Raw genomic sequence first — 16945 nt, forward strand, 5'->3', positions numbered from 1 at the left:
CACGGATAATGGGGGCCGGTGTAAGAATTGCAATCATCTATTTGCCTTCGATATTTACGCTGATAGCAATTCTAAATTCAGATTGACAGATGCGTTTTTCGCTAAGGCTATTAAAGATATTTCCGCAAATAATACGCTGTATTATACGCGCGTTCAGCTGTTTTACCTTTTAGAACGGCGCTTAAGTCGGAGAAGCCCTGCGGTGTGGAACAGTGCCCAAATTTTGGGCTGTCTGGCTTTTGTTTTAGCTCCGTTATGTTTAATGATCCTGAAGACGTCGGTTTATCTGGCTTTATTGCCCGCAGGAATAATTATTTTTATATATGGCAGTTCTAAGCCACCCAGAGTAAAAGGCAATAGCCCGAAGAACTTCTTGATCGCTCAGGAGCAGTTTCAAGATTGGCTGAATCGCTGGCAAGAAGTCAAGAATCCTGTGGGCAAGATGTTGCCTCCCCCCCGCGAGGAAAGGCTGCCGGCAGAAGTCAGTACCGAACTCACCGCTTACAGCTTCGATCGGGCGGTTATCTGCGACAGTGCTATCATTGCTCAACTGCTAATTGCCAACAACTTCCACTTTGAAAACAACTGTGCTGTGCTCAGTGTCACCGGCTACCCCCAGAGCATTTTTAGCACAGTTCTGGAAATGCTCAACCGCAATCCCGACTTGAAAGTGTACGCCCTGCACAATGCCAGCCCTCGCGGTGTCACCCTGACTCACCACTTGCGCACCAGCCCCAATTGGTTCCAAAATCGCAATGTGATAATTTATGATTTGGGATTGCTGCCTCGCCAAATTGTTGCCAGCCGCAACATGTTTGTACGCGCCTCAGAGGAGTCGGCGCGAGAGGCGAAAGAAATGCCGGTGGAAGTTCGCCAGAGTCTGTCAGCGTCGGAACTCGAATGGTTAGAAGCTGGCAATTTTGTGGAGTTGGAATCGTTCACTCCGCAAAAGCTTATGCAAGTGCTGAATCAGGGAATTGTGCAGAGTCAATCTGCAACTGCCGGTGACAGTTTGGTGGTGATTGATGGGGGTGGCGATTATCTGTATGCTGCTGACAGTTTCGGCTAGGCAATAAACCTCAGAAGCATCTGCGTTTATCCTTGCTCTTCTGCAGTTCGTTTTTAACCGCAGACGCACGCAGATGAACGCAGATATCAGAGGCATCTTTGTACTTGAGCGTTAGTCTTTCTGATTCACCTGCAGCCAAATTTCTAAACTCACCAGCAACCAGAGCAACTGGCCATATCGCGGCCACAATTGCCCCCGGTAATCTAGCCACTCTCGAATCAAGGATTGATTCAGGTAAGGCGCAATGGCGGCTCTTTTGTTTAACAGCAACCCCCTGGCTTGTCGCTGCCAAATTTTGCGGAACCACTGCTGCATGTGCATGATCATGCCACTTTTTTGCCGTTTCAAGATCGCCTCTGGCAATAAATCCGCTACCGCCCGCTTCAGGACTGCCTTTTCTTCCGCACCGGCAAGTTTGTATTCTGGGGGGATTTGCAGGCTCAACTCTACCACGCGCCGGTCAAATAAGGGAGAGCGCCCCTGCAAACCGGCAGCTTGCGTAAAATTACTCACTTTTGTTAGAATGTAATCAGCTCCCTTAAATTTGATGTTGAGCAGCATCAGCCGGTTTAAATAAGTGGCGTCTGGGGAGTTTAAATCCACTTCAAACACGGAGGGTTCGGCTTGTACCGCCGCCCAAACCTCAGGCTGCAAAAGGCGCGGCAAATCGGGGTAACATTTTTTGAACGAGGTCAAATACGCCGGCAGGGAACCGGCTGTCTCTCCAGTAATTGCGCAGCCGTATAAACTGTTCAATAGCATTGGCTGGTTTTTCGGCCCGCCAAAGCAGGGATCGCCTCCTTCTCCATTGAGTGCGACGCTGACAGATTCTGTAGCGAGTTCTCCTACTAGCAAATTGGGAACAGTTAACCCCTCGCCAATGGGATCGTCTAAATGCGCCATCGCTAAGGGCAACTTCTCCCACAGGGTATCGGGTGGGATTTCCAGAATGTGGTGCTGAGTTTTGCAGTGTGTGGCAACTAAATTGGAGAATTCCAATTCATGGGGATGTTCGAGTCCGAAATGAATGGAGTAGGTGTTAACAGGGCGGTGGTGCAATTTGGCAGCGAGGGCAGTAATGCAGCTGGAATCGATTCCGCCGGAGAGGAAAACGCCCACCGGCTCACCCGGAGGCAAGTATTCCGCAACAACCTGTTCTAAGAGTTGGCGCAGCTGTTTGGCGTGCCATTCCAAAGGTTGCGAAGCGTCGCGAATTTCTTCTCGCGGCTGCCAGTAAATTTGGGCAGTTTCATCGGGGAGACGCAAACAGGTTCCGGGGCGCAATTCGCGCACATTTTGCCACAGTGTGCGCTCTCCGGGCACAAAAGCGCAGCAGAGATAATCTCGCAGGGCGACTAAATCTAATTCCGAGGAGCGGTGCGGTGCGAGGGTGCGCAATCTGGGGGCGACAAAACGAGTTGCGCCGGCAGTGGTATAATATAAAGTGCGGGAGCCGGTTCTGTCGCGCACCAGCCACAATTCCTGACGCTCCCGGTCCCAAATCGCCAGGGCAAACATCCCTTCTAGCAGCGACAGGGATTCGACGCCCTCTCGCTCCCAAAGTTGGGCGACAATTTGACTGTCTGTGCCGGGATCTGCGCCCTGTATCTCCTGCAGTTGGGAGCGATTGCTCAGCCAGATGTCGCCCGTGACGGCGAAGCGCTCTCCGGGGCTGAGTGCGGGTGATGCGCCGGCAATTGCCAGTCGATCGCTGCGCCAGGTTACGCTTTGTGAGGAGGTGAAATTTCGCATCTCTACCTCTGAACATCCCCAAGCGAGAAACCAAGCCGGTGCCGGCATGACTTGGGAGCCGGCAGCCGCGAGCCGGTTGGGAAAAAGTGCCTGCAATTGGGGTAACAGAAAAGGCATGTTCCACTATCGATTATTATCAATTCTAGACGGTTTGGGGGACAAAAACGGAGAGGGCTTGCGGGATGACGCGAAATTGAGCCGGCGTTTGGCTTGCCAGTTCGCCATCTGCGTCTATGGGGTGGGGAGTGCGAGTGCTTATCCTGATTTCTTTGGCTTGGAGAGTCAGCACGCCGCGACTCGGTTTCCCCCTAAGTATGGCAGGCAGCAGCGGAACGATCTGCAGCCTGTGCTGAATTTGAATGCAGTAGAGGTCGAGCCTTTCGTCATCAATCTCTGCGTCATCCGCCACACTCAAACCGCTGCCGTAATAGCGCCCGTTGCAGACGGTTATCTGAACGGTTTTTACCGAAACGGACTGTCCGCTGCCTTCTATTTCCGCCCAAAAAGGCCGCCTGTAGAGGAGAACCTGCAGGGCGGTGAGGGCGTAGGCGATCACGCCCCAGCGCCGCTTGAATTCTTTTTTCACCTGCTTGTTGATTTCGGCGCTCAGCCCCATGCCGGCGACATTGAGGAAGTATTTGCCATTCACCCAGCCCAAGTCTATGCGCCGGATTTTCCCGCCGGCAATAATCTGGCAAGCTGCCGGCACCGACTGCGGAATTCCCAGATTGCGGGCTAGATTGTTGGCGGTTCCCAGCGGCAGGATACCCAAGGGCAAGTGAGTGGAAGCCAGCGCATCCACTGCTGCATTGATCGTGCCGTCCCCACTGCCAATGATAACGCAGTCCACCTGCTGGCTGTACTGCCGGATCAGCTCGGGCAGCCGCTGAGGGTTTTCTGCTGACTCTTCTATCAAATCCAGCCCAAATTTTTGCAATTCTTGAATAGCTTGCAACCGAGCTTCTTGCCCCCGCCGAGCGTGGGGGTTCACTAGCAGCAGTGCGCGTTGACTCATTGGGATTTTATATTTTGGATTTTAGAGTTTGGACCGCCGCAAAATCCGGGTGAACCGGCAGCAAAAAGCTACAGCGGGGCTAGGGTTGGGGGTCAATCGGAATCAGGATCGTGAACTCCGCGCCCTCAGCGGGGGCTGAGTTACATTGTAGCTGACCGCCGTGTTTTTCCACAACAATCTGATAGCTAATGGAGAGGCCGATGCCGGTGCCCTTGCCGACGGGCTTGGTGGTGAAGAAGGGATCGAACACCCGCTGTTTTACCTCCTCAGTCATGCCTGGGCCAGTGTCAGAAATCCGGATTTCCGCCCAGCTGTCTTCTGTGACGCCGGTGCGAATCCAAATCGTGGGGATTGGGCACTGGGCGCTGGGCCCGGACAAGAGCTGTTCTTTCCCGCGCCCGACGTCCTTGTGCCCGTGACCAATTTCCAAGGCGTCAATGGCATTGCTGAGCAGGTTCATAAACACCTGGTTGAGCTGACCGGCATAGCAAGTTACGGGAGGCAGTTCGCCGTACTCTTTAATCACCTGGATGCTGGGACGCCCCGCCTTCGCTTTGAGCCGGTTCTGCAAAATCAGCAGGGTGCTGTCCAGTCCGGAGTGAATATCCACCGGCTTTTTCTGGTTTTCATCCAGGCGCGAGAAGTTGCGCAGCGACAGGACCACTTCCCGGATGCGATCTGCCCCCACCTGCATGGAAGACATCAGTTTGGGGAAGTCTTTGCTGAGGAAATCGAGGCCCATTTTTTGCATTTGAGCCTGAATTTCTGCTGCGGGGTGGGGGTAGTGCTTCTGGTAAAGGTCAACGAGGTGCAGCAGTTCTTGAGTGTACTGCCGGGCGTAGGTAATATTTCCGTAGATGAAGCTCACGGGGTTGTTAATTTCGTGGGCGACACCGGCAACCAGCTGCCCGAGAGAAGACATTTTTTCCGTTTGAATGAGTTGGGTTTGAGTCTGTTTTAGCTCTTGCAGGGCTTGCTCTAGCTGTTGGGCTTGCTGCCGGAATCGCTCTTCGGAGCTGCGCAGCGCTTCCTCAGCTTGTTTGGCGAGGGTAATGTTTTGCGTCATCACCATGCCGGCGAGTACATCTCCCTGTTCGTTTCTCACCGGCAGGGTGTGCGCCAGGTAGATGCGGCTGTCGAAGGGGACTTCGGCGACAACCGCAACTCCTGCCAGTGCGGCGCGGTAAAGCGGCTCAATGGCAGCGCTGGTTTCCGGCGGAAAGACTTCCCAAATGGTTTTTCCTTCCATTAACTGTTTGGAAAGTCCCATTTTAGCGAGTTCAGTGCCTTCAGCGAGGGTGTGGCGCAGCTGGGAGTCAAACAAGCACACGGCACCGTTGGGGAAATTCTCCGCCAGCGTGCGGTAGAGGTTTTTGCTGCGGTGCAGTTCGGCTTCCATCCGCCGGCGCTCGGTGATGTCCACCCCGACAAACACCGCTTGAGTGCCTTGATGGTACTTCTGAGCTACTATTAAATAATTGCGGCGCGTGCCGTCAATTCCCACGCCCACCTCTTGAGAGGTTGTCTGAGACTTTGAATTAAAAAACTGGCGGGCAAATTCAGCGAATCCGGGGCGGTTTTCCATAAAGCCCACTTCTCGACCGGCAAAGCTGTCTGCCGGCAAGTCAAAGGCGGTAGCGAGATGCCGGTTGACGCCGAGATACCGCAAATCGGACCCTATCCAAGAAACCAAACCGGGCACGGCATCCAAGACGGCTTGCAGCTGATCTCTGGCATTTTGCAGCTGGGCTTCCGCTTGTTTGCGCTCAGTAATGTCCCGCACGAAAGCGCAGTGGTACTCAGAGCTGTTGAATTTTAAATAATTGACAGTGACTTCCACCGGGAAAAGCCGGCCCTCTTTGCTGCGGTGGGTGGATTCAAAGGTGAAGGACTGAAATTGCTTGATGGCTCGCCAGTGTTCCGCCCAGGCACCGGCTGAAAAGCCGGGGTTGATGTCGCAGACTTTCAGCGACAGCAGTTCTTCTTTGGTGTAACCCAGCAACCGGCAGGCGGCTTCGTTGACGTAGCTCAGGGAAGCGTCTGATGTCATCCAGAAGATGGCGTCAGCGGCTTTGTCCATCGCGAACTGCGTCAGCTGCAGCCTCGCCGCCAGCTGCTTGCGCTCCGTGAGGACTTCGCTGAACAGGATCAGCCCGCCGATTTCACCGGCACTGCTGTGCCAGGGCTGGATGTCCCACTTCACCCACTCGGCGCGCCCGTCAGGCGTGGTGAAGCCATCTTCCCGGCACTCCCCCTGCCCTTTGGCCAAACAGCGCTCGCAGATTTCTTTCCAAGAATCGGGGAGGTTGGGAAAGACTTCGTAGTGAGAGCGCCCGATAATCGAGTGTGGCGCTCTGCTGGCTGTGGCGATGCCGGTGTTGCGGGGTTCGGCTGGCTGAGGGGGTTCCAAGCCGTAGTCACTCAGCCACCGCCGGCTCACCGCCAGATAGCGCATCTGGCAGTCCACCATCGCCACAGCTGCCGGTACTTGCTCGACAAACCGGCGAAATCGTTCTTCACTGTCGTGCGCAGCCACTTCTGTCCTCTGGTGTGCGTGTGGGGCTGTCCCCGGTAGAGCTATGGGGTCAACTGTTTCTAGGGTAACGACTTGCAGGTGAATCGTATGCTTTTGCTGGACTGATGTGTTCTGCACGAAAAGCAACCTCCATTCGGTGGATCTGGGTGAGAATTTTTCAGGACTGTCACAAGCCGCAACGGACCTGCCGGTGGAACACTCCTGGATGCCCCGATGAATGAGATCCACCGGTCAAACCCAAACTGCGGCTCCAAAGCTGTCAAATCCTGACAGTCCAGTTGAATGAGATGCGAACCCTGATACGCCTCGAAGGTAGGACGCCGGTGCTCCCGCACGCGGGTGCTGGCGGTGGCTTATGTCTGTTATACAGGCGCAAGCCTCTCCCATAGCGTCAGTATTTATACTAAATGCGACTAACTTAACCGTTTTTATCAGCGGCGTCAATTTTTCTCATGAGAGCGGGTGCTGCGTTTAAGGTAGTTTTTCATATCTTAACATAAATTTAATAAATTTTACATTTAGCCGGTTGACGCAGCGCCAAGCCTGTGCTGAGTGGCTCGCCGGCCCGCTCTGGTCAAATTGAGCAACAGATGCTATAATCTGCCGGTGCTTGGCAATCGCAGCGATCCATATGTCTGACAAACCGATCTCGCGCTATGTCACCCGGAATCCTGATATCTTGCAGGGGGAACCCATGATTGCCGGTACGCGAACGTTAGGCAAGCGCCATTGTCGATTCCAGCTGATTGGCGGCTCCCGGATTAGTGGCCAATCAATTTAACTAAAATCACTTTCAAGACTCAGGCAATCATTATCTGTGAATTATCTGGCACATTTATATCTAGCTGAAGACTCCCCAGAGTCTCTCCTTGGCAACCTTCTAGGAGATTTTCTTAAAGGGAGTGTGCCAGACGGCTACAGCGAGCCAATCAAAAAAGGCATACAGCTGCATATAAAAGTTGACCGATATACTGACTCTCACGAAGTCGTGCGCCTCTCAATGCCAGCCGGCGTCCCCTGAATCCGAATATCCCCGGTTGATGTCAAGTCGAAAATCTAACTGCCTCGCTCATCCCTATCTCTTTTTTCTGCTATCATATATTCAGGAATCCAAAATCTATCTGGAGACATCAGGATAGCCACCGGCACAAAGATATCGACATCTCTGCCTCCTAAATTCGCCGGTGGCAGGAACCCAAAAAGTTCCCCCTCACTCCTCACCTCTTCCAGGATATCAGCAAAATACTTTTGAAGATCGTCGGCATATAAGCAGTGGATTCCCCTCTCGTGTTCATAATATGCCTCCTCCTCGGGAAGATACTGAGAGGGTTTGAGCCCCTGCATGAGATACCCCAGCCTGTTAAACTCCTCAACCGGGATGATAGCCGCTACTTCTTCACCGGCTTGCTGCAAGAGGATGCGCTCGCCTTCAACCAGCACTCTTCTCATTATATCAACCAAGCCCTCCCGAACTTCATCAGTTGATAAGCGGATAAATCCCTCGCCCTCACCGGCACACTGTTGATTCCTCAGCGTTTCCATATCCCGCAACCCTCACATTCTTCTATTCACGCCCACTCTGAATATCCAGCCCTAAGCCGGCTGGCAAACTTTCTCGGAAGCTAGTCCCATAGAGCTAGCTATCGCGCCACTCACCCGCCGCGCAGTTTAAGAAACCAGGTTCCTTAACCCCTCCTGTAGAGACGCGACATGCCCTTGTTCCCACACCTGCATTGCACGAAGGATTTAGATTTGCTATATTATAGATCGCGATAAATTTCGCGCCGGTGTCCCACCCGCACCACAGCCACCAGAAGCCGGTCATCCTCTATCCGGTAAATGACCCGATATTCTCCAGCACGAATCCGCAAAAGTCCCGGATATCCTTGTAAGGCTTTAACTCCAGGTGGGCGCGGATTTTCTGCTAGAGCCTGAATTTTAGCGTTGATGCGCGAACGTTGATTTTGTGGTAAAGCATTCAATGCCCTTCGAGCCTGAGGAGAGAAGAAAATTTGGTAGCTGCTATCTTGAGGCATTACTCTAACCCCAGTTCCTTTTTAATTTGCTCGTAGGGAATGTAGTCTTCAGGGTTCGTCTCGGCCAAAATCTTCTTAGCCTCCTCTACATCCATCTCGTCTTCCAACTTTTCAATGACCCGCTCCAAAAACCAAAATTCCTCTATCGAGATAATAGCCGCCACGTCTTTGCCGTCTTGACTGACAATCACCCGCTGCTCGCCCGCCGCCACCCGGCTAACGGTTTCCGCAAACTTATCTCGCGCCTCATCCGCACTGACGCGCACAATCGGGCTATCCTCAGGGGTTAGGTATCCTTCAGCCATCACAGGTTCCATTGAGTTGCTCCAGTCGTTGGGAAATATTGCAGAATAGAATAAATTGTAAATCAAGACTCTTTTTCCTACCGAGATCGCCAATGAAAAGCCCTTTCCTCGAACGCCTCCACAGCCCAGAGCGCCCCGTCATCGTCTTCGATGGGGCGATGGGCACCAACCTGCAAACCCAAAACTTGACAGCAGACGACTTTGGCGGTAAAGAGTACGAAGGCTGCAACGAGTATCTGGTGCACACCAAACCGGAAGCGGTGGAAAAAGTCCACCGGGGCTTCTTTGAAGCCGGTGCGGATGTCATCGAAACCGACACCTTCGGCGCTACTTCCATTGTCCTCGCGGAGTACAACCTCGCAGACCTAGCCTATGACCTAAACAAAACCGCCGCCTCCCTCGCCAAGCGCATCGCGGCGGAATACTCCACCCCAGAAAAGCCCCGGTTTGTCGCCGGCTCGATGGGCCCAGGCACCAAACTGCCCACCCTGGGACATATTGATTATGACACCCTGAAGGCCGCTTTTGCGGAACAGGCGTCGGGACTCTACGACGGCGGCGCGGATTTGTTAATCGTCGAAACGTGCCAGGACGTGCTGCAAATCAAGGCGGCGCTCAATGCCATTGAAGAAGTATTCCAACAAAAAGGCAGTCGGATTCCAATCATGGTGTCCGTGACGATGGAAACCACCGGCACCATGCTCGTCGGTTCCGATATCAGCGCCGTGGTGGCCATTCTCGAACCCTACCCCATTGATATCTTAGGGCTGAACTGCGCCACCGGCCCCGATCGCATGTCCGAGCACATCCGCTACCTCTCCCAGCACTCGCCGTTCGTGGTTTCCTGCATCCCCAATGCCGGTTTGCCGGAAAATATTGGCGGACAAGCGCACTACCGGCTCACCCCGATGGAACTGCGCATGTCTCTGATGCACTTCGTCGAGGACTTGGGTGTGCAAGTCATTGGCGGGTGTTGCGGAACCCGACCGGCACACATTGAGCAGCTGGCGGAAATTTCCAAAACCCTGCACCCGAAACCCCGTCCTGTGCGGCGTTCGGCGGAGCGCCCCTCACGCGAGGCTTTGCAGTATGTGCCGGCGGCGGCGTCAATTTACAGCACCCAGCCCTACGAACAGGATAACTCCTTTTTAATTGTTGGCGAGCGCCTCAACGCCAGCGGTTCTAAAAAGTGCCGCGAGTTGCTCAATGCCGAAGATTGGGATGGGTTGGTGTCAATGGCGCGGGAGCAAGTGCGGGAAGGCGCACATGTCCTCGATGTCAACGTCGATTATGTCGGGCGCGACGGCGTGCGCGACATGCGGGAATTGGTGTCGCGACTGGTGACAAATGCCACGCTTCCCCTGATGCTGGACTCGACAGAGTGGGAGAAAATGGAAGCAGGTTTGAAGGTTGCCGGTGGCAAATGCCTGCTCAATTCCACCAACTTTGAAGACGGGGAGCCGCGCTTTTTCAAAGTGCTGGAACTGGCGAAAAAATACGGTGCCGGTGTGGTGGTGGGCACCATTGACGAAGACGGGATGGCGCGGACCGCTGAGAAGAAGTTTGCGATCGCCCAGCGAGCCTATCGCGCCGCGATCGAATACGGCATCCCCGCCTACGAGATATTTTTTGACACCCTCGCCCTGCCAATTTCCACCGGCATCGAAGAAGATCGCGCCAATGGCAAAGCCACCATTGAGTCAATTCGCCGCATCCGGCAAGAACTCCCAGGATGTCACATTCTCCTCGGCGTTTCTAACATCTCGTTTGGCTTAAACCCCGTGGCGCGACAAGTGCTGAATTCCATGTTCCTGCACGAGGCGATGGGAGCGGGGATGGATGCGGCAATTGTCAGCGCCAGCAAGATTTTGCCCCTGGCAAAGATTGACCCCGCACATCAGGAAATCTGCCGGCAGCTGATTTATGACGAGCGCCGGTTTGAGGGGAATGTCTGCATTTATGACCCTCTGGCGAAACTGACAGAGCTGTTTCAGGGGAAAACGGCAAAGCGCGATCGCACTCAGGATGAAAGCCTGCCGGTGGAGGAGCGCCTCAAGCGCCACATCATCGACGGCGAGCGCATTGGATTGGAGGCGCAACTCGCCAAAGCCCTGGAAAAATATCCCCCTCTGGAGATTATCAACACCTTCCTGCTGGATGGCATGAAAGTGGTGGGGGAACTTTTCGGGTCGGGGCAAATGCAGCTGCCTTTTGTGCTACAATCAGCTGAGACGATGAAAGCCGCCGTGGCGTACTTGGAGCCGTTCATGGAAAAGTCGGAAGCCGGCGATAATGCCAAGGGGACTTTTGTGATTGCTACCGTTAAGGGGGATGTGCACGACATCGGGAAGAACCTGGTGGATATCATCCTGAGCAATAACGGCTACCGCGTGATAAACTTGGGAATTAAGCAGCCGGTGGAGAATATCATCGAGGCTTACGAAAAGCACAAGGCAGACTGCATTGCGATGAGCGGGCTGCTGGTGAAGTCCACTGCGTTTATGAAGGAGAACCTGGAGGTGTTCAACGAGCGGGGGATTACCGTGCCGGTGATTTTGGGCGGTGCGGCGCTGACGCCCAAGTTTGTCCATCAGGATTGCCAGAACACTTACAAGGGTAAGGTGGTTTATGGCAAGGATGCCTTCTCTGACTTGCACTTCATGGATAAGTTAATGCCGGCGAAGGCAGCGGGGAAATGGGATGATTTGCAGGGATTTCTCGATGAGGTTGAGGGGAATGGACACGCGCCGGCTGAGAGCGGCACTCACACTGCCAAGCCTTCTTCTATCGAGGGAGAGGGGGGTGTGAGTGAAGCGCCTCAAACGCTAGTCGTGGATACGCGGCGATCTGAGGCGGTTGCGGTTGATATTGAGCGCCCGACTCCGCCTTTCTGGGGGGCGCGGGTGCTGCAGCCAGAGGATATTGCGCTGGAGGAGGTTTTGTGGTATTTGGATTTGCAGGCGCTGATTGTGGGGCAGTGGCAATTCCGCAAGCCGAAGGAGCAGTCGCGCGAGGAGTATGACGCTTTCTTGGCGGAGAAGGTTTATCCGGTTTTGGAGGAGTGGAAGCGCCAGATTGTTGAGGAGAAGCTGTTGCAGCCGCAGGTGGTTTACGGGTATTTTCCCTGTCAGGCTGAGGGGAATTCCCTGCTTCTCTATGAGGCGGGGGTGATGAGCAGCCAAGACGCCACAGACGCCAAGGTGCCGGTGGCGAAGTTTGATTTCCCGCGCCAGAAGTCGATGCGCCGGTTGTGCATTGCTGATTTCTTTGCGCCGGTGGAGTCGGGGGCGATTGATGTGTTCCCGATGCAGGCGGTGACGGTGGGGAATGTGGCGACGGAGTTCGCGCAGAAGCTGTTTGCGGCGAATCAGTATACGGATTACCTGTATTTTCACGGGTTGGCGGTGCAAACTGCAGAGGCGCTGGCGGAGTGGACTCACGCGCGTATTCGCCGGGAGTTGGGATTTGCTAGTGAGGAACCGGATAATATTCGGGATGTTTTGGCGCAGCGGTATCGCGGTTCGCGGTACAGTTTTGGCTATCCGGCTTGTCCGAATATTCGGGACCAGTACCAGCAGTTGGAGTTGCTGGGTTGCGAGCGCATTAACCTGTATATGGATGAGAGCGAGCAGCTCTATCCGGAGCAGTCTACTACTGCGATTGTGACTTATCATCCGGCGGCGAAATATTTCAGCGCTTGATAAGTGGGTCCAGAAAACGGCAGAATGAATTCTGCCGCTATCCAGACAAAGCCCGCCTTCGCGGGCTAAGATTTCTCGTTCCCAGGTTCTGCCTGGGAACGAGTTGCGGGAGGCTCCGCCTCCCAGCGCAAATCGGCAGAATCAATAAGCCGGCAGAATCAATAAGCCGGCAGCATGAATCAGCCGGCAGCATGAATAAGCCGGCAGAATCAATAAGCCGGCAGAATCAATCAGCCGGCAGAATCAATAAGCCGGCAGAATCAATCAGCCGGCAGAATCAATCAGCCGGCAGAATCAATAAATCGGCAGAATCAATCAGCCGGCAGCATGAATAAGCCGGCAGCATGAATCAGCCGGCAGAATGAATTCTGCCGCTATACAAACGAAGCCCGCCTTCGCGGGCTAATATTAAGCCGGGGTTCAGCCTGTGGTAGAGCTGCGGGTCCCACCGGCTCCCTTCTCCCCTGAAAAGAAAGCGCGGCATCCCCGCCTACATTTTAGGGAAATTTGTTGCTATAATAGAAACGACACCGGCACAGCAACCCAAGAGAGGTTAACATGGCAGAAGTCAAGATTATCCGCAAATCAAAGGTTTGTAGTTGGGCTTTAGCCCAAAGAGGTTTGTAGTTGGGCTTTAGCCCAAAGAGGTTTGTAGTTGGGCTTTAGCCCAATCCAAGGTTTGTAGTTGGGCTTTAGCCCAATCCAAGGTTTGTAGTTGGGCTTTAGCCCAAAGAGGTTTGTAGTTGGGCTTTAGCCCAAAGAGGTTTGTAGTTGGGCTTTAGCCCAATCCAAGGTTTGTAGTTGGGCTTTAGCCCAAAGAGGTTTGTAGTTGGGCTTTAGCCCAAAGAGGTTTGTAGTTGGGCTTTAGCCCAAAGAGGTTTGTAGTTGGGCTTTAGCCCAACCCAAGGTTAATTTGCGGAAAGCCGGCGTTGGGGGAGTTAGGCGAGGTTGACAGTTGGGGAGGCGCTGTGCTATAGTTAATTTGAGAATACCTAACTAAAATGAGAGATAACCAACGATGAATTTCAAGGATGTAGTCGAGGTAATCAAAAATCTTTCCACAGATGAAAAACAGGAAATTCAATGGCTGTTGCACCAATATCTTCGTGAAGAGCGCCGGCAGAAGATATATGATAACTTCCAGTTAGCACAGGTCGAAGAACAAAAAGGGGGACTGAAGTTTTCCTCCAATATTAACGAACTGAGACAGCTGATAGAGGAAGAATAGTGGAAGTTAGTTTCAGCTTCCCATTCAAACGCGACTTCAAAAAGCGCATCAAAGGCAACGCAGATTTAGAGGTGAGGTTTTGGCAAAAATTGGAACAGTTCACTGCTGATCCATTTGAGCCGAGTTTGAAAACGCACAAACTCTCAGGCAAGCTTAAGGAATTTTGGAGTTTTAGTCTGGATTACGAGGAGAGGGTATTGTTCTACTTTACAGAAGACGAAAAAGCTGTGTTTGTAGATATCGGCAGCCATGATGAGGTGTATTAAGCAGTACGGGTTGCGCCAGCACAACTGTTATGGGTTATAATATAGTAGACCGCAGCCCAGTAAGGATAGATTCGAGTCGGTGGGGGTTGTGGGCGGAAATGTGGCAATGGAGGGGTGCCGGCAATCGGGCAAAGTGTGCCGGTGAAGCCGGTGAGAGCACCCTTGGAAGGTTGGGCTAAAGCCTAGGGGGGTGCGGGTTTGTCCAGTTTTAATCCGCACCTTTCGTTACAAAATTCTGCTAATTTAGGATCTTTCTTTTCTTAAAGACGTTCTTGAGCTACTGCCTTTCCTGTAGAATTCTAAGCGATCGGCGAAAAACTCTATCACTAACTCGTTGCTATTCCTATCACAGGACTCTATCCCTGGCGATCTAGAATAGTCTGTATAGCTACCTGTAAAAACATTTACGCTTAAAGTTCCGCTGTAGCGATAAACGCTTGTTCCTTTTTCAGAGGAAATTGAATAAACAGCTATATTCGATTCCTGAATATAGAAAATACTGATTTTATTTGTGATATTTTCGTAACTGGAGCTGAAGCAGTAACCGTAATAGTATCTGCTTTCTTCTGTGCCAGTGTAAAAACCTGTATATTGATTGCGTTGCTTAGCCTCCCTTACCTCTTGCGATAGTTTACTTACCTTTTCGGATAGTTCTGTAACTTGCCTTTTGAATTCTTCAATTTGCCTTTGTGCATTTCGTTCTCGATCGAGAAGAGCTAAATTTTTAAAATTAAAAATTAAAGAGTAGATGACAAAAAAAATTAAAAAGAGTCCTAAAACAGACAGAGAGAGATCGGACAGTAACTCGAATATAGAGTCGTCCTTCCTGTTTTTGTGCTTCGCTCGTCTCATCGCTTGAAATTGAGATAGGGGTAAAGGCCAACAATAACGACACTAATAATAATTAAGAGAGTCACTAATAATTTCATAGTATTTAAAATTGCGCTGATTGCTTCTTTAATTTTATCAAGCAATTTTTTAACCTGGTTTTGAGCATCTACCTGACTTTGATTGCCTAAACCTTGAGCGAGCGATTCTAGTTTTTTACCTGCAAAGGTCATACTTTGAGTGTATTGCACTAACTGATGCTCAATTATTTGGGCTGAATTAATAAAATAATGTAGGCTTTCATAAGCCTCTGAAAGCTCGCGTAAATCTCTTTCCCATATCTGCTTTTGTAAAGAAGGAATAACTTCCACTTCTGCCTTATACCTGATATTATCTAACAAATCTTCAATTAAATTGGTAGTAGCGTGGCTCAACAATTTCAAGAAAAGACCACCTAGAACCGCGCCTGCTAGAGTTGTGACGAATGCACTAGACATTCCAGAGAGCGCATCCCCAAGCCCCGAGATAGAATTTGTGATTTGAGGAGATGTTAGGTTATCAGCTAATAAGCTGTTTTTTATGCTCTCCATAGCCTGAGAAAGTCCTCTCATAGAAACAGTTAAGCCTAAAACCGTTCCAATCATTCCTAACGTGACTAGCAGGTTGGCAAATAGCTGAACCCAGCTCTCTCTCCTCATAAGTCTGTTTTCAATTAGGCTTAGCGAGAACTCCTGATCTATCGACAGTTTGTTCTGAGCTACAAGATTTATATTGGCGACATGTTCCTCAAACAAACCTTTGGAATAGCCGATCATTTTAAATTGTAAATAAATTTTTATAGTATTAAGCGTGTTAACAAAAAGCGCTAGAAAAAATATAACTACGATCAGGGAAGTAACTCCTGTACTGTCAGCATAGTCATTGTGACTGTTCAAATCATGGTTAGCAGAATACCAATGTTGCCATGCTGCAACAAACGTTGTCAGGGTAGCAGCCAACCAAAGTAACCAAATCAAAAAATCTCTACTGCCTCTCCCAGTCATACAGAAATGTCTCCACCGATAAAAGAACTAATTTTTTAGCCTGAGAGCTTTATTGTTATCTATATTTTCTATGCTGCCACAACCGTAACTATTGCGCTGCGATCGAAATCATTCACATCCGCGATCGTGGTCACTGCCCCAGATCCCCAGAGTTCCTCTCGGACTCCGGTTGAGTGTTCCTCGCCTGGTGGCGTAGGGGAGAGCAAAAGCTACTCGCCAGCTAGCCCACAGGCCCGAATTGATGGCTCTGGCAAAAGTGCCAAAACTGCCTAGAAGAAAAATCGCAACAACCAGCGCCAGCGCCCGAACGCTGCCCCCAGAGAATGCAAAGCCGGCGCGTGCCAGAGAGCCAGTACGGGCGTTCCGCGCCCCTGAATACCGACTCGCGCACGCAGCAGCCGAGATGATGCGATAAACTTGGGTGAGGTCGAGATGGCCTTCTGCGCTGCCGTCTCTCTGAGCAAACACCAGTTCGCTAACACCGGCATCTCCCCTGTGCCCTCACCTGTGCCCTCGACGTAGCACCGGCATCTCCCCTGTGCCAAAATGCCCTCACCTGCGCCCTCGGCGTAGCACAGGCGTCTCGCCTGTGCCAAAAGCCTGTGCCCTCACCTGTGCCAACCCACCGGCACACACCTCAACCTAAACAGAACATCTCAACTGTTCCTCCGAAACCCAACCGGCATGGAACCCATACGGCACCCGCTGCAGAATAATCACCCGCGCCACCGGCTCACCTGTCAAATCCTGAACACTCACCACCACCAATTCAGAAACACACAGCCTCAATCACTGCCACTCATCCCTAACTCTTTTCTGGCACTCCAAAGGCTCTTCAGTTAGCTCAATCACACCGGCATATTTGCTCAAGCTAAATTCTTCAGACTGCTGACGCTCCTCCAGAATCTTCTCAATCTTCTTCCAATCCTGATAATCAATCAGCACAGCCACAGGATTCATAGCTTCATCCGTGACAATCTTTTTCTTAATAGGTGCCATCTCCGACCTCTTGAGGCAGCCATTATTTTTTACCTCTTTTGCGGATTGTAGCATCCATTTCACCGGCAGTCAAGCTTTTCCCTCAAAAAAAGCCGGTCGCCCTCCCCACCCCAACACCAAAAAGCCCGCGCAGGCGGGCTTTGTTTGGATAGCGGCAGGTTTTAACC

General features: G+C 51.9%; 18 protein-coding genes. 7 read left to right on the forward strand and 11 right to left on the reverse strand.

All coding sequences use genetic code 11. The features are described from left to right. Positions 1-262: 262 nt before the first annotated feature. On the forward strand, positions 263-1069 hold the full coding sequence (locus OSC10802_RS0116570) for a toprim domain-containing protein (protein ID WP_232731697.1): 807 nt from the start codon (positions 263-265) through the stop codon (positions 1067-1069). Between the two features lie 111 nt (positions 1070-1180). On the opposite strand, the gene OSC10802_RS0116575 is transcribed toward OSC10802_RS0116570, so the two are convergent. From OSC10802_RS0116575 to OSC10802_RS0116585, 3 genes are all read right to left on the reverse strand, one after another. After that, positions 1181-2938, reverse strand: coding sequence for an asparagine synthetase B family protein (locus OSC10802_RS0116575; RefSeq protein WP_017717893.1), 1758 nt, complete (start codon positions 2936-2938; stop codon positions 1181-1183). Between the two features lie 25 nt (positions 2939-2963). Next, a complete protein-coding gene (locus tag OSC10802_RS0116580) occupies positions 2964-3836 on the reverse strand; it encodes a lipid kinase (RefSeq protein ID WP_017717894.1) in 873 nt (290 codons plus the stop codon). 79 nt (positions 3837-3915) lie between these two features. After that, positions 3916-6489 (reverse strand): PAS domain S-box protein, encoded by a 2574-nt coding sequence (locus tag OSC10802_RS0116585; protein ID WP_017717895.1) that lies wholly within the window; start codon positions 6487-6489, stop codon positions 3916-3918. A 514-nt stretch (positions 6490-7003) separates the two neighbouring features. On the opposite strand from OSC10802_RS0116585, the gene OSC10802_RS53035 reads away from it, so the two are divergent. Continuing rightward, entirely contained in the window at positions 7004-7153 is a 150-nt protein-coding gene (locus OSC10802_RS53035; protein WP_198525136.1) for a DUF433 domain-containing protein, read from the forward strand. A 36-nt stretch (positions 7154-7189) separates the two neighbouring features. Continuing rightward, positions 7190-7393 (forward strand): ACP phosphodiesterase, encoded by a 204-nt coding sequence (locus OSC10802_RS50090; protein ID WP_155967925.1) that lies wholly within the window; start codon positions 7190-7192, stop codon positions 7391-7393. A gap of 35 nt (positions 7394-7428) precedes the next feature. Here OSC10802_RS50090 and OSC10802_RS0116590 read toward each other — a convergent pair whose 3' ends face one another. From OSC10802_RS0116590 to OSC10802_RS0116600, 3 genes are all read right to left on the reverse strand, one after another. After that, positions 7429-7914, reverse strand: coding sequence for a type II toxin-antitoxin system Phd/YefM family antitoxin (locus OSC10802_RS0116590; protein WP_017717896.1), 486 nt, complete (start codon positions 7912-7914; stop codon positions 7429-7431). A gap of 218 nt (positions 7915-8132) precedes the next feature. Then, complete coding sequence (locus OSC10802_RS0116595; protein ID WP_017717897.1) at positions 8133-8408, reverse strand: type II toxin-antitoxin system RelE family toxin; 276 nt, start codon at positions 8406-8408, stop codon at positions 8133-8135. Beyond that, a complete protein-coding gene (locus OSC10802_RS0116600; protein WP_017717898.1) occupies positions 8408-8779 on the reverse strand; it encodes a type II toxin-antitoxin system Phd/YefM family antitoxin in 372 nt (123 codons plus the stop codon). The genes OSC10802_RS0116595 and OSC10802_RS0116600 overlap by 1 nt, the downstream gene beginning before the upstream one ends. A 26-nt stretch (positions 8780-8805) precedes the next feature. Here OSC10802_RS0116600 and metH point away from each other — a divergent pair, with 26 nt between their 5' ends. From metH to OSC10802_RS50095, 4 genes are all read left to right on the forward strand, one after another. Continuing rightward, positions 8806-12414 (forward strand): methionine synthase, encoded by a 3609-nt coding sequence (metH, locus tag OSC10802_RS0116605; RefSeq protein ID WP_017717899.1) that lies wholly within the window; start codon positions 8806-8808, stop codon positions 12412-12414. A 1018-nt stretch (positions 12415-13432) separates the two neighbouring features. Beyond that, on the forward strand, positions 13433-13642 hold the full coding sequence (locus tag OSC10802_RS0116615; protein ID WP_017717901.1) for a hypothetical protein: 210 nt from the start codon (positions 13433-13435) through the stop codon (positions 13640-13642). Beyond that, a complete protein-coding gene (locus OSC10802_RS0116620; RefSeq protein WP_017717902.1) occupies positions 13642-13908 on the forward strand; it encodes a type II toxin-antitoxin system RelE/ParE family toxin in 267 nt (88 codons plus the stop codon). Before OSC10802_RS0116615 ends, OSC10802_RS0116620 begins: the two co-directional genes overlap by 1 nt. 29 nt (positions 13909-13937) lie before the next feature. Next, the gene (locus OSC10802_RS50095; RefSeq protein ID WP_155967928.1) at positions 13938-14087 is read left to right on the forward strand and encodes a hypothetical protein; all 150 of its coding nucleotides are present in this window, start codon (positions 13938-13940) and stop codon (positions 14085-14087) included. A gap of 64 nt (positions 14088-14151) precedes the next feature. Here OSC10802_RS50095 and OSC10802_RS0116625 read toward each other — a convergent pair whose 3' ends face one another. The 5 genes from OSC10802_RS0116625 to OSC10802_RS0116645 form a co-directional block, all read right to left on the reverse strand. Next, entirely contained in the window at positions 14152-14760 is a 609-nt protein-coding gene (locus OSC10802_RS0116625; protein WP_017717903.1) for a hypothetical protein, read from the reverse strand. Beyond that, on the reverse strand, positions 14757-15752 hold the full coding sequence (locus tag OSC10802_RS0116630; protein ID WP_198525137.1) for a MotA/TolQ/ExbB proton channel family protein: 996 nt from the start codon (positions 15750-15752) through the stop codon (positions 14757-14759). The genes OSC10802_RS0116625 and OSC10802_RS0116630 overlap by 4 nt, the downstream gene beginning before the upstream one ends. A 296-nt stretch (positions 15753-16048) precedes the next feature. Continuing rightward, positions 16049-16375, reverse strand: a complete 327-nt coding sequence (locus OSC10802_RS50100; protein WP_155967931.1) for a hypothetical protein — start codon at positions 16373-16375, stop codon at positions 16049-16051. A gap of 46 nt (positions 16376-16421) precedes the next feature. Further along, positions 16422-16568 (reverse strand): carotenoid oxygenase family protein, encoded by a 147-nt coding sequence (locus OSC10802_RS50105; RefSeq protein WP_155967934.1) that lies wholly within the window; start codon positions 16566-16568, stop codon positions 16422-16424. Beyond that, on the reverse strand, positions 16569-16778 hold the full coding sequence (locus OSC10802_RS0116645) for a RelB antitoxin-like protein (protein ID WP_017717906.1): 210 nt from the start codon (positions 16776-16778) through the stop codon (positions 16569-16571). Positions 16779-16945: the final 167 nt, after the last annotated feature.

This window comes from Kamptonema formosum PCC 10802, from assembly GCF_000332335.1.
In the GTDB taxonomy this organism is placed as follows: Bacteria; Cyanobacteriota; Cyanobacteriia; order Cyanobacteriales; family Oscillatoriaceae; genus Oscillatoria.

Coding starts and splice junctions, on each gene's coding strand:
- OSC10802_RS0116570 (WP_232731697.1), top strand. CDS start 263: ATGATCCTGAAGACGTCGGTTTATCTGGCTTTATTGCCCGCAGGAATA.
- OSC10802_RS0116575 (WP_017717893.1), bottom strand. CDS start 2,938: ATGCCTTTTCTGTTACCCCAATTGCAGGCACTTTTTCCCAACCGGCTC.
- OSC10802_RS0116580 (WP_017717894.1), bottom strand. CDS start 3,836: ATGAGTCAACGCGCACTGCTGCTAGTGAACCCCCACGCTCGGCGGGGG.
- OSC10802_RS53035 (WP_198525136.1), top strand. CDS start 7,004: ATGTCTGACAAACCGATCTCGCGCTATGTCACCCGGAATCCTGATATC.
- OSC10802_RS0116590 (WP_017717896.1), bottom strand. CDS start 7,914: ATGGAAACGCTGAGGAATCAACAGTGTGCCGGTGAGGGCGAGGGATTT.
- OSC10802_RS0116595 (WP_017717897.1), bottom strand. CDS start 8,408: ATGCCTCAAGATAGCAGCTACCAAATTTTCTTCTCTCCTCAGGCTCGA.
- metH (WP_017717899.1), top strand. CDS start 8,806: ATGAAAAGCCCTTTCCTCGAACGCCTCCACAGCCCAGAGCGCCCCGTC.
- OSC10802_RS0116615 (WP_017717901.1), top strand. CDS start 13,433: ATGAATTTCAAGGATGTAGTCGAGGTAATCAAAAATCTTTCCACAGAT.
- OSC10802_RS50095 (WP_155967928.1), top strand. CDS start 13,938: ATGGGTTATAATATAGTAGACCGCAGCCCAGTAAGGATAGATTCGAGT.
- OSC10802_RS0116625 (WP_017717903.1), bottom strand. CDS start 14,760: ATGAGACGAGCGAAGCACAAAAACAGGAAGGACGACTCTATATTCGAG.
- OSC10802_RS0116645 (WP_017717906.1), bottom strand. CDS start 16,778: ATGGCACCTATTAAGAAAAAGATTGTCACGGATGAAGCTATGAATCCT.